General features: G+C 59.2%; 9 protein-coding genes and 1 pseudogene. 2 read left to right on the top strand and 8 right to left on the bottom strand.

Annotated features, from left to right (window positions below):
* Positions 1-651: 651 nt before the first annotated feature.
* The 7 genes and pseudogenes from DXD16_RS09315 to DXD16_RS09285 all read right to left on the bottom strand — a co-directional run bounded on the left by DXD16_RS09315 (position 652) and on the right by DXD16_RS09285 (position 8437).
* Positions 652-2283, bottom strand: coding sequence for an ABC transporter ATP-binding protein (locus DXD16_RS09315; RefSeq protein ID WP_055310069.1), 1632 nt, complete (start codon positions 2281-2283; stop codon positions 652-654).
* A 695-nt stretch (positions 2284-2978) separates the two neighbouring features.
* A pseudogene (locus tag DXD16_RS10565) lies at positions 2979-3245 on the bottom strand (methyltransferase); the annotation flags it as partial.
* 327 nt (positions 3246-3572) lie between these two features.
* The gene (locus tag DXD16_RS09305) at positions 3573-4511 is read right to left on the bottom strand and encodes an FHA domain-containing protein (RefSeq protein ID WP_117655896.1); all 939 of its coding nucleotides are present in this window, start codon (positions 4509-4511) and stop codon (positions 3573-3575) included.
* A 3-nt stretch (positions 4512-4514) separates the two neighbouring features.
* A complete protein-coding gene (locus DXD16_RS09300; protein WP_117655895.1) occupies positions 4515-6359 on the bottom strand; it encodes a hypothetical protein in 1845 nt (614 codons plus the stop codon).
* On the bottom strand, positions 6356-7261 hold the full coding sequence (locus tag DXD16_RS09295) for a hypothetical protein (RefSeq protein WP_117564927.1): 906 nt from the start codon (positions 7259-7261) through the stop codon (positions 6356-6358). Before DXD16_RS09295 ends, DXD16_RS09300 begins: the two co-directional genes overlap by 4 nt.
* 245 nt (positions 7262-7506) lie before the next feature.
* On the bottom strand, positions 7507-8103 hold the full coding sequence (recR, locus tag DXD16_RS09290; RefSeq protein ID WP_089573257.1) for a recombination mediator RecR: 597 nt from the start codon (positions 8101-8103) through the stop codon (positions 7507-7509).
* 13 nt (positions 8104-8116) lie between these two features.
* Entirely contained in the window at positions 8117-8437 is a 321-nt protein-coding gene (locus DXD16_RS09285; protein ID WP_006235174.1) for a YbaB/EbfC family nucleoid-associated protein, read from the bottom strand.
* Positions 8438-8786: 349 nt separating this feature from the next.
* On the opposite strand from DXD16_RS09285, the gene DXD16_RS09280 reads away from it, so the two are divergent.
* Positions 8787-9260: a hypothetical protein gene (locus DXD16_RS09280; protein WP_117648547.1), complete on the top strand. Its 474-nt coding sequence runs from the start codon at positions 8787-8789 to the stop codon at positions 9258-9260.
* A 21-nt stretch (positions 9261-9281) separates the two neighbouring features.
* Here DXD16_RS09280 and dnaX read toward each other — a convergent pair whose 3' ends face one another.
* Positions 9282-11762: a DNA polymerase III subunit gamma/tau gene (gene dnaX, locus DXD16_RS09275; RefSeq protein ID WP_158606191.1), complete on the bottom strand. Its 2481-nt coding sequence runs from the start codon at positions 11760-11762 to the stop codon at positions 9282-9284.
* A gap of 115 nt (positions 11763-11877) precedes the next feature.
* Between dnaX and DXD16_RS10315 the strand changes: the two genes are divergently transcribed.
* Entirely contained in the window at positions 11878-12594 is a 717-nt protein-coding gene (locus tag DXD16_RS10315; RefSeq protein WP_158606190.1) for a hypothetical protein, read from the top strand.
* Positions 12595-12607 lie beyond the last annotated feature (13 nt).

Here is a 12607-nt window from a genome sequence, read left to right as displayed (position 1 = left end):
TGCGGCGCGCTGCGCGCCCCGCACAGGCTAAAGCCTGTAATGAAAGTGATCGGACGGGCCTCTCAATTTAACCCGGGCCGCCACCCATAGCGGCTTTCCGGGCGTATTTTCGGTGCAAAGCAATCGTCAGTTTAATCCTATGCGTCGATACCGCATTTCATTTGTTCGGCTCGTATTCTACGGCCTTGTAACCCTCGCACTCTCCGGCAAACGGATTGAACACGAAGGCAGAGATGATGTGTGCGTGGACATCGAGGCTGCTGTAGGCAACATACTGGGGCATGGACCCCCGCTGCGCGTGGCATGCGGCCCGGCATATTCATTGCCGTCCAACCCCGTGTAGTTGCAGCAAAGGGTGGAACCTCAATGCTCAGCTCATGTTGTCCGTGGGACACGAGAATTGTAAGTACACTTTGGTGTGATTCTCACGATGATACTGAGCCACCTGGAATAAGATACGTCGCGACAACACTTCGCTTCACCTCTGTCTCGACAAGACAACGTAGACTAAAGTTTCCTTTAGTAAGAGAATGAGAACTATATCTGAAAGCGTTGCGATGGCGTGAAGGCACCGAGTCCGAACCGACTGAATGCTACGTGCATCTGCATCGCTTTTTTGTTATCTCTGTCAGTTGGGTAGCACTACACTTGTCAGCATTTACCCCGGTACATGCTGCCTAAATCCACTACCCCTTCTACCGCGCCGACCATCTCGTCATCGTGAGAGACAATGATGATCAGCTGGCTTTGCTTGTTGCGCTTAACATAGGCCGCAAGCTCGGCGCGGCTTACAGCGTCTAACCCAGTCGTGGGCTCGTCGAGTACCAAAACTGACGACTTGCGTGAAATCGCCGACCATAAGTACACTCGGCGCAGCTCACCGCCCGAAAGCGCGGAGCAACGTTTCCCGAGCAACTCCTTCACGCTGTTTTCCAGCGAAAGTAGGCCATCTACACCCCGGTGATAGGAAGAAAAGGGCGTGTCGAAATACTCTAACAGCTCTTTCACCGTTTCGTCCGGCGCGAAGCACGACTGTGGGCAGCACGATATCTCTCTCGCACGTATGTAATCCAAGTCGCATTCTTCGATTGGCACGCCGTTGTATTTTACTTTGCCTTTCGATGAGTATAGCCCGAGCATCAAGTAAAGAAGTGACGTCTTGCCTCTTCCGTTTTCCCCAACTATGCAATATGTACCAGGACCGGAAAACTTGAAAGAAAACCCGCCGAGGACCTCTCGGACAGATCCGTCTGGAAGGGCAACCGAGAATTCCAAATCAGATACCGAAATGTCATTTATTTCATCGAGTTTAGCTAAATCGGTCCGATTCCACCCCGATCTCTCCTTTTCTCTCGTCGCGATAGCCGTCCTATCCCATGATGCTTTGGCATCTTGATAGGATTTGAACAATGACATCATACTTTTCAAAGTCTTAAAGAGAACCGCGAAGTATGTACCGATGATAGTGTACTCGCCTATTGACATAGTTCCGTTAATGATTCGTACTCCGGAAACAACAAGTATCACCGCTTGAAACAACGCTGCGAAAAGACCATCGAGCGATGTCAGAGAATATGATAGCTTTCCGGAGCGCAAAACTTTGGGAAAATAGCTCTTAAACCCAGCGTCGAGCGCTTGTTCGCTCTTGCCGTACGAAGATGTCAGTTGAATGTTGAGAATCTGATTAAGCTGCGATGCAATTGCGGCGTAAAAGGCGCTGTCCGCCTCTTTCTTCTCATACGTGACCCTATACAAAAGTTTCCTCAACCCAGTAATTACACAGAAATACACGATGAGGAGAATGATGGAAAACACCGCGAGAGTTGAATCAATTGACCATATGATAAGCAATACGATGGGAATGGCTACAATGGACAGCGGCGCACTGATAAAATTCGCCAAAACGAAGGATGAGACCACGCTGGAGTCGGAAATAATCCGTTGCGTTGTATAGGCTGGATCGATGGTCCGACTCACCAAGTAATCGTCTCTTTCAAAACGCAAGACGGCCTCCCTGAGAAGATCAAAGGAAAGTCTCGTGGTTATGCGAATGGAAAGTGTTCCTGCAAAATAAGTAAAGAGGGTGGAGAAAACTCCTATTGACGCAACCAGGAGCGCGAAGAGTACGGCGTCTCTTTCGCTGCGGTTACCGAGAAGAAAATCTAAGAATTTCCCGTTCACGTATGGCATGGCATAGGAGAGAGCGGTTCCAATCACCGTGATAGCAATGAAGACGAAAGCCCCTTTTGCTCTGATGAACCTCGAGAGAACGCATCGAATCAAGGAAGGCCCCAATCTACCCGCCACAAAACATCAATCACTGATACCTTACACCTCAACACAACAGGAGCGAAGATTTGCCAATGAGACTGCTTTAAGATTGCCTTGGGCCAATACGATCTCAAGCTCTTCCTACAAGAGAGTCGGAATCGGACATCTCCTCCGACGAACCTGGCAATCGGGCGGTTGAAATGTCTTTTTCAACCGCCCGATTGCCACAATAGATTTGAGCATCCGCCCACAAACGTCCGCGTTTTATACCCATCAAATCCTTTGCCTTTTGTCGTCTAGACTAGAAAAATCGCTCGAAATAACGCAACCGGCCTGCTCGCTTGAAGAAACCTAAGCCCGTAACGTAGATATGCAAACTTTCGAAACGCCTTGCGCGGCATAGTGCGTATAAACTTCGTCAACCGCCTCAGAAATATCTGAGTATCGCGCCGGGTCAAAAGCATACGATGTCGCAGCTATACCCTGCACCCATTCGGAACGCGGATTAATTGAATAGCCACACAGCATCATCATACATGCATCTAGACCTGATTTCCCAAGTATCCGACGTATTGATGAGAGCATCGCGGGTCGCCCCCGCACCATCGTCGTCACCCCTATTAGCAGTATTTACCGTTTTTCTCTAAATGCGTATCGCCACCCTTAAGAATACGAAGTGTTTTATCCAGACCCGATTGTCCTCCATCTCAAACGAAGGGATAAGGAATCTCATCCGGAATCGGCAGTAACGGAGGATTCACAACGACAAGCGAAAAACATGAGTCATCTCTCAGAGGGGAGTAAAGGCTCCCCTCAAGCACCCTAGTTTCGTCATCCAAAGAGTTGATGGCAGTGTTTTTCTTACAAAGGTCGACAACAAAAGGGTTGATTTCTACAGATGTTACATCCATGCCACAGTTGGTAAGTATCAGGCCCTGTATTCTGGGGCCAGAACACAAATCGAGAGCCTTCCGTGCGCTCTGCGGTGTAAGGCGCCAATCTCAGCAAATCTGTCCCACAATACTGCGCTGAAGAACAACACGGAACCCCTGAGCCAAACTCCCCTATACCTTATTAAGGCTAAGACAGGCAAGTTCACGCACCCGGCATATTCCAGAATAACATCCTATTGTTTTAGATGCTCTACAAGCATGAACAGCCGCGAATCGGAAAGATCTTCTAGTTTCGCCCCGACTGACCGCCAAGGGCCAAAATGGCCTCTCCATCCCCAGGCGACCGGCTCTGGCGCGCCGAGGAGTGTCCCCAAGTGCCGGCAGAAAAGGAACGTCCTTAACTGCCGGCTAGAGGGCACCGAAGAGGATGGCATAGGTAGTGGATTCGCCGAGCTTGAGCTCGTCGCCGGGATTGAGCTGGGCGGAACGGCCGGGCTCGACCTGAATGCAGACGTTCGTCGCGTCGTTTACCACCACGGTTCCGTTGGTGGACGACAGGTCCTCAACGTACCAGACATTTTGGTCATCGCACCACACGTGGGCATGGCGGGCCGAGACATCGTCGCCGACGTCGGTAATATCGCCCTCACCAGTGGCCAGCGCGCCAATCTCAACACCCTGCTCACTCGGCTGAATCCAGCGCGGGGCGCTCACGACAAAACTGTTTTGCACGCGCAGCAAGCCCAAAGGGTGCGCCGGGGCGGGTTCGCGTTCGCCCGCAGTCAGCGACATGCCAAGCGAACGCGGCGTGGATGTGCCTCCGCCACAGGTCGCGTGTGCGTAGTCGATGGCATAGTTCACCGAGGACCGCACATCCGCCGAACAACCGACGGCGACAAACAGCACCAGCACGGCCTCGGCGCGCTCGGCGGGCATGAGTTCCGCCGCCTGGGACAGGCGATCGAGCGCGTTGCGATAGAGATTCGTGTCCTGGTGGCACTCTTCGAGCGCGCGTACCATCGGTTCACCTGCAGGACCGCACACCATATTGATCACAGCCGTGGAGTCCATGGGATTGCGCTGGCGCAGGGCCAGTTGCGACATAATACGCGCAGCCGAGGTACCGTATTCGGCAAAGTAGCGCTGCTGAAGCGTGCCGACCGGCGCGCGAACGATAAAGCGGGAAACCCAAGAGCGATCGGCGGCTCGGCTCTGCGGGCTGCGGCCGTCGGCGAGCGGACGGGACGAAAGCACCAAGCCGCACAGCTCGATATGGCTCAGATGCGCTGCGCGCTTAAAGATGTCAAACATGGCCCCGCATGGGGTGAGCTCAACTTGAGATGCCATGACCTAGGCCTCCTTGGTCGTAGAAATAGAATCGGACGATACTTCGACAGGTCCGCCAAAAGTACGGACAGCTGCGGCTCCACCGGCAAGCGGAGTCGCCATCTGGGCTTTTGTGCGTCGCGGTGCCGAAACGGGAAGTTCAAAGGCAAAGCCCATCGCAAGCAAAAACCACGTAAGCGTATAGGCTGCGATCAGAGCGGCAACAAGGCCGCCCATCACGGCGCGTTGGGAAAATACGCTACATGCAGACACAGCCAGTACCGGAACCTCGCAGGCAGAAAGCGCAAGCACACCCCGCAGGAAGCCCGAGCGCCGATCGCGCGCAAGTGCCCCCGCGGCAACGCCGGCTATGCCTGGCAGCGCCAACGCCAGTGCGGCAATAATGCCCGGTAGCGACCCAGACCACACGAGCGATCCCAAAGTCGCCGTCACGCGAGCGCCCGATGCCAGCAGCGCGGCCGAAACCACGACCACAGTCCAAACCACGCCGCAGGCGACCGTCGCGCCGACCATCAGCGCGCGACGAACCGCGCGGCCGGACGCATCCATGGGGCACGGCGTGAGCGGCTCGCCACGGAGCGAACGACCAACATTTTGCGCATAGTGGTCACAAAACGCCGAGAGTGCCGCCTCGACCGCCGCCGGCTCGGGACGATCTTTTTGAGAGCTGGACAGACAGGCCATCACCACGTCGAACAGCTGGGCATCGACAAACGCCAGCGCATCGCGTAGCTCCTCGGAATCCGGCTCAAGCCCCAGCTGCTGGGCCTGCTCGGCCGCGGCGAGCGCCACATCGGGCTCACGACGAAGCAGCTGAGTCAAATCGCAACCGGGCGCATGGGCACCAATGGGATAGTCGGGCAGCGTGTCCATCTTGAGACGGTAGGGGCTGGCGATGTCGCGCGTCTTTTTGCGCGAACCCGAGGTGCCCGAAGTGCTCGGCGCGGCTTCGTATGGCGCGGCGCCGGCAATGAGCTCGTAAACCGTGCTTGCTGCGGCATAGACGTCGATCGCCGGCGACATACGCAAAGCGCGCAGGTCGGGAATATCGTCGGTGAGCATCTCGGGCGGGGCATAGGCAACCGTCGCGCGACGCAGCGTGGCATAGCGCTCCGTAAACGACGCCTTGCCGCCGGTACCGGCCACGGCCGACGCAGGCTCAAGCGCCAGCGACGAGCCAAAGTCGATCAGGCACAGGTCAAAGGTGCCCTCGGCAAGCTGCCGGTCAAGCGGTAGACGCGCCGTACGCACCATAATATTAGCGGGCGAGATATCGCGATGGACAAAGCCCTCGCCCACCAGGCTCATACGGCAGAGCAGATCGAACAGGTCGCGACCCAGACGCGCCGCCACAAGCGGCGATAGGCGGCCGGCATCGTCCACGGCAAAGCGCGAGCGCAAGCGGGCGAGCGTCTCGCCCTCGACCCATTCCATGACAATTGCAGGCACACCGTCGACCTCGCCCCAGCCATAGAGGCGGGGAAAGCCCTTAAGGCCCGAAAGGGCGCGATGGCATTCGTATTCCTCGCGAAACGCCGCTTTGAACTTGGCGACCAGCGCCTCATGGGCGGCGGCATCGTCAAACTCATCGCACGTTGGCAAGATGAGCTGCTTGAGTGCCACGGCCTCGCCTTGGGCGTTGACGGCACGCGTCACGCGGCCGATACCGCCACGGCGCATGGTGGCATCGTCGGCAAACAGTATCGTAAAACGACGCAGATAGGCAGGCAGTTCGTCCTGACCGAGCGCAATGGCCGGCTCAAACCCGTCGACACGCGCCAGGCGCAGGCCGACCATGGGATCGCGACCGAGCGATTGTGGTGTGGTGGATGCAAGATCGGTCATCATAGGGCAAGCGCCGCCACGTTATTGTTGAAGTTACCGAGCGCGACGTCATCATCGCCGTAATGGCCGACCCATTGACATAGGTTGGTGTAACAGCCCCACAGATTGGCATACTGCTGATACCACTTTGACCGGGGCGAGAATGTCTGACGACCGAACTCGGCTCGAATGACAAACATCTCCCCGACCAGGCTGTCGCACGGCCTGGGATCTCCCGTAGAGTTATAGGTCGAGACCACGTCATTGGCACGAGAAACATAGCCGTCGAGCATGTTGTACTTGGTCACAAGCCAGCTGTGAATGCTCTCTTCCTCAGCAGCGGAAAGGCCACCGGAGTTTGCATCGTTGTCAGTGTTGCCGCCCGTCGAGCCGCCGTTTCCAGACCCTCCGGCAGAGGAACCCGACCCAGAGCCACCGCCCGAACTCGACGAATCCGAGCCGGAGCCAGAAGTATCCGAGCTACCGGGCTTTCCGGACTGCTGGGCGTCCTGCTCCTTCTGCTGCTCGACCTTATTCACCGTTGCCGCCACGCTATTGTTGGACAACCGATCGATGATCTTGGTGTTGGTGAGCACGATGGTTTTGCCATTGGCAAGCGTGACTTCGTTGTCCGGGGCCTCGGCGCCGTCCGCGTCGCCGGTGCCAAACACAATATGCGCGACCACACTTGCCCAAGCATATCCAGTCGTGGTCCCCAGGTCACTTTTGACCTCATGCCCCACGCGCGGTTCGCGTGCGGCATGTGCCTGCATCATGGACGGCACGGTCATGCCATAGGCAGAAACGCCAGCTATGACCAGCACCAGCGAGCAAGACAGCAGTGCGTACGCCCGCGGCGCCAAGCCCAGTCGGCGTCGCATGCGCACCGCGGCGCCGCGCTTTGTCTGAGTGCCACCGGGCCGCATGCGTTCTCCTCCAACAAAAACACGCCGCTCGGGAGCGGCGCATTCATTCGAATCCATATTTGAGTGTATCAGCGAACCCAAAAGGTTGCGCAACGAATGGGCAAATTAAGGATGCGAGTGGAAGCATCCATGCGATAAGCGGATACAAAGCATCTTTGTTGCACAACAAACTTACAGTCGCACGGGGAAATTATGGCTACCCCGTGCGTCGCGATGAAGACATACGGCAGGAGCAGGCTCGCCACCTAAATCGTGCGACGGGCCTCGATGGCGCGCCCAAGCGTAAGCTCGTCGGCATACTCCAGGTCGCCGCCCACGGGAAGGCCGCTCGCCAGACGCGATACCTCAACGCCCAGCGGCTTGATAGTGCGGGCCAGGTAGCTCGCCGTGGTCTCGCCCTCGATATTGGGGTTGGTGGCGATGATGACCTCGTGGATGTCCTCGTGGCCCAAGCGTGCCAGCAGCTCACGAATGTGCAACTGCTCGGGACCAATCTTGTCCATGGGACTGATCACGCCGCCCAATACGTGGTAGAGACCGTGGTAGCTGCCCGTGCGCTCAATCGCCTGGACATCGCGCGGCTCGCCCACCACGCAAATGCGAGTGGTATCGCGCATCGAATCCTGGCAGATGGAGCACTCGTCGGCCGTGGCGTAGTTAAAGCAGCGGCTGCAAAAGTGAACCTCCTGCTTAACCTCCAGGATAGCCTCGGCCAGGCGGCGCGCCTCCTCGGCATCGGCCTCGAGCAGGTAATAGGCGATGCGCTGGGCCGACTTGGGACCAATGCCCGGCAGACGGCCCAGCTCATCGAGCAATTTTTGCAGACTATGGTTGGCACTCATATATATGCGTGTCTTAGAACGGCATGCCCGGGATGTTGAGGCCGCCGGTGATGGCGCCCATCTGCTTGTTGGCGAGCTCGTTGACACCGCGGACGGCCTCGTTGACGGCAGCCATGATCATGTCCTGCAGCATATCGACGTCCTCGGGATCGAGGGCATCGGGGTCGATGGTGAGGTTGACGAGCTCCATCTCGCCGTTAACGGTCACCTTGACCATGCCGCCGCCGGCAGAGGCGTCGACGGTCTGGGACTTAAGGTTTTCCTGCGCGGCGGCAAGCTGCTCCTGCATCTTGCGAGCCTGCTTCATCATTTGCTGCATGTTCATACCGGCCATGATGGCTCCTTTACGTGCGGCCGCGCGACAAGCTGCAAGGGCAGCCGGAGCGCGACGGGACTTTCAAACTCAAAAATCGTACCACGGCGCGGGGCAAGCAAGCGGGGCGGACACGCTACCTCAGTCGATATACATGTCCTTGAGCGTGACGCACGCCCAAGATTATGCAAGGTCGAATTATGCAAGGTTGCATAATTATCTCAAGCTACATCTAGCAGAGCTGGAACCAGGCAGTTTATGCGTAGGGCTACAAGGCTACATGGCAAAATGCCGAGCCGCTGCTCGAGGCGGCACGCATGGCGGCTGGGTATAATTTGATTGTCATAGATGACGATTTGGAGGTGCCCTCGTGAATGTCCCAGCCGTACTCCAAAACATCCGCTCAAAACACCCCGTTGCATATGTGGTTCTCTATCTCTTTGTCGTCTGGGTATTACTGGTTATCATCACCCATGCCATAGCTTTTGGAGCAGAACTGCTGATAGCCAGCTCGGACCAGCCCGTCGTCAAATGGGAGACGACCGATGAATGCACCGACGGAACCCGAACCATTTACTACAACAGCCCGTCCCTCTACCAAGAGTTCAAGGTCAAGATAAAGGACTCCAAGATTGTCGATGCCGAACTGGGCTCTTTATTTACAATCGGAGCAACCGTCAACGCCGAGCAAGTCGAGTACACGGACAGCCATGCGACGTATCGTATCGACCTCAGCATCCTAGGCCGACCGTCACGCGCCTGTCTGCTCGAATGCGATATACGCGGCACCACGTTGCACATGTCCGAAATACAGATGCGCCCGGGCAAGGGGTTCTCTTCTTGAGCAGTATACCCGCCTGCGCAGCTACTCCACCGGCTTGAAGATGGTGGACTGGCCGAAGACGCTGCGGATGAGGGCTTTGGCCTCGTCCTCGGTCTGCGGGATGCTCGGGGCTGCACCCTGATGGCCGAAGGGGCCGCCCGCACCGGAGTTGGACTCCCAGGGAGCTGCAGGAGCGTCCTCCTCTTTGGGGGCAGTTGCAGCGGACTTGGGCGCGGACGCCGCACCCGGCACGTCGAACGGAGGCAGATCGTCCCCACCAGCATCGGCAACAAAACCGCCAACCATGGCATCGTCGTAGGGAACCTGCTCGGATTCCCATGGCGCAGACGGCGCGGCGGGCTGAGCCTTGGGAGCGGACGCGCGCTCGGGCGCTCGGGGCGCGGGCTCGGTCGGGAGCTTGCCCGTGGCAGGAGCGCCGGCGGGGTTGTCGGAGCGCAGCCAGGGGGCTTTGCCCAGGTCAGACGACTTGGGCGCGGGCGAGGCAGGCTTGGGCGCGGGTGTCGGAGCAGCCGGTTTGGCCATGACGGGCTTAGGCGCCGACGGGGTCGGCGCCGCTATCGGTGCTGCTTTTGGCTGCGTCGCGCTGGCGCTCGAGGATGCAGGGGCCGCCGAGGACACGGGTTGCGGGTCCGCAGATACCGCAGCCCGTGCAGATGGAGAATGCTCCTCATGTTGAGGAGCCGGCGTGCCACCCCCATCCAGGACATAGTCGACGGTACGACGACCGAAGACCGCACTGACTGTCGGCAGGACCACCGACTGCGTGTCGGCGCGTCCAAGCATCTTGATGGCAAAGGTCGAGCCCGCGGGGAACGAGACCGTGAGCCTGGAGCCGTCGTCAGCCGTGGCGCGGGCATTGAGCAAAAGCCCCGCGTAGGAAGCCTGACGCGCCTTGACACGCTCGACAACCTCGGCCCATTTGCGCTGCAGCTCTCCGGCATCCTCGACCGCGGGCGTCTCGGCAGTACCGGCGGCGGCAACCTGGGCGGCATTGTTGGACTGGGGCTTAGGTGCCGGAGCGGTGGCAGGCGCGGGAGCCGCAACGGGCTGAGGCGTCGGAGTCGGCGCAGGCTGAGGTGCAGGCGCTGCAGGCTTGGAAGCTGACACGGACGCAGAACGGGACGCAGGCTGGGCAGCCGGAACAGCAGCACCACGGTCCCAAGGCATACCGCCCTGGCGCGCGGACGTAGCAGCGGGGGCAGCGGATGCCGCCGGAGCGGCAGCACGAGCGCCCGAAATGAGCGTCGGCTGTTGGGCAGCAGCGGGTACGGATGCTGCAGGCGCGGCGGCCTGAGCAGCAGCCACGCTCGCCGGCACGGCGCCGTTGGCAACCATGGCCTCCAAGCGGGCCACGCGCTCGGCCAATGCCTCAATCGTTAAATCAGCCTCGGGACGTACCAGACGCGTACAGGCAATCTCGAGCACCAGGCGCACGTCGCTCGCGCCCCTCATCTCCAGTGCGGCATCGTCGAGCACCGTCAGCACGCGGGCCAGGCGGTCGGCAGGATGCTCGCCAAAGGCAGCGGCCTCGGCAGCAAGCGCCTCGGCCTGCTCGGAGCCGCCCTCAAACAGCTCGGCACGGGCACCGGCAACGCAGGCAACGTACACGTCACGCACATGCGCTACCAGGTCGCGCGTCAGCTCCAGCAGGTCGTTTCCTTCCTCGACCTGCGCACGGATCAGTCCATAGAGCTCGGCAACATCACGATCGGCAATGGCGCGGGAAAACTCGCCCAGAATCTGGTCCGAAACCTCGCCCAAAAGCGAGCGGGCATCGTCCGCATGCACAGCGCCGTTGCCAAAAACGCTCAGCTGTTCCAGCGTGGAGAGCGCGTCGCGCATGCCGCCCTTTGCATGGCGCGCCACGATGGCCAGCGCCTCGTCGTCGTAATCGAATCCCTCCTGCTCGCACACGTATGCCAGGCGGCGCTCGATATCCTCGTTGCCGATGCGGTGGAAATCGAAGCGCTGGCAGCGCGAGAGGATGGTTTCCAGAATCTTTTGCGGGTCGGTGGTGCACAGCACAAAGATCACGTGTGCCGGCGGCTCCTCAAGCGTCTTGAGCAGCGCGTTGAACGCCGCCGTCGTGAGCATGTGGACCTCGTCGATGATATAGATCTTGTACTTGCCGCGCACCGGGGCAAAGTTGACGGAGTTGATGATCTCCTCGCGCACGTTGTCCACGCCGGTACGGCTTGCGGCATCGAGCTCGTAGACATCGGGGTGGTTGCCCTCGGCAATGAGCTCGCACTCCTCGCAAGTACCGTCGGGCATGCAGCCGCTTGCACCCTCGGCGCGCGCCGCCTCGGCATTGCGGCACAGCAGCGCCTTGGCCAGAATGCGCGCCATGGTGGTCTTGCCCGTGCCGCGCGGTCCGCAGAACAGGTAGGCGTGGGACAGGCGCCCCTCGGTGATGGCGTGCTCGAGCGTCGAGACGATATGCTGCTGGCCCACCACGGAGTCGAAGGTGAGCGGGCGATACTTTCGGTACAACGATTCCATGGGTGCTCCCCCGGGTATACTGAGTCTTGTTGCCGCGACGGCCATGCGGTCGCACGGCATACTGCATTCATAATAACCCGTACGGCGAGCCCGCCGCGATAGGAGTCCAAAGAGCATGGCAGACGCAGAGAGCAACCTCGTTCCCTCCGAAGCAGCCGACCAGGTCGAGGTCGCGCTCGAGAAGCAGGCCGCGGCCGATGACGGCATTCTGTACCTCAACGAGTACCAGTACGAAAACGACCTGGTCACCGACTTTGCGCGCCTGGTCGCCTCGCCCAGGCGCCGTGGCTCCCTGTACGTCGCCGCCGCGATTGCCGCGCTCATCGGCATCGGCATGTTGGTGGCCGGCGGCAGCTGGATCAAGTTCGGCGTCGTGCTGATCGTGTTCGGCGCTTTTTTGGCCTGGTGGAGCAAAAACCTGCACCACACCCTCGCCCGCGACTTTATCGACGCCGTCGAGGCCGACGAGTCCATGGGTGGCCGCTATCGCCGCGTCGCCGCCAACGAGGACGGCCTGATGGTTTGGGGCAAGAGCGGCAAGTCACAGTTCTTCCCGTTTGACAAGCTCGACCACGTGCTCGACGGCGAGCGCATCTTTGTGGCCATGTTCGCCGACCAGGGCGTGACGATCCCTAAGGACACCTTTGTCCGCGGCGATGCCGAGCAGTTCGGTCCCTTCCTTAAGGCGCGCATCAACAAAAAACTCCGCATCGAGACCAAACGCAAGAAGATGAAGGCAGAAAAGGCCGCTGCCGAAGCAAAACAGGGCGACAAGCCCCAGGAGACCAAGGGCAAGCAGCGCAAGCAGAAGAAGAGCAAGAAGAAGCGGTAGGCCGGCCGACACC

The sequence above is a fragment of the Collinsella sp. TF11-5AC genome (assembly GCF_003436775.1).
In the GTDB taxonomy this organism is placed as follows: domain Bacteria; phylum Actinomycetota; class Coriobacteriia; order Coriobacteriales; family Coriobacteriaceae; genus Collinsella.
This window is presented reverse-complemented; position numbering and strand designations above follow the sequence as displayed.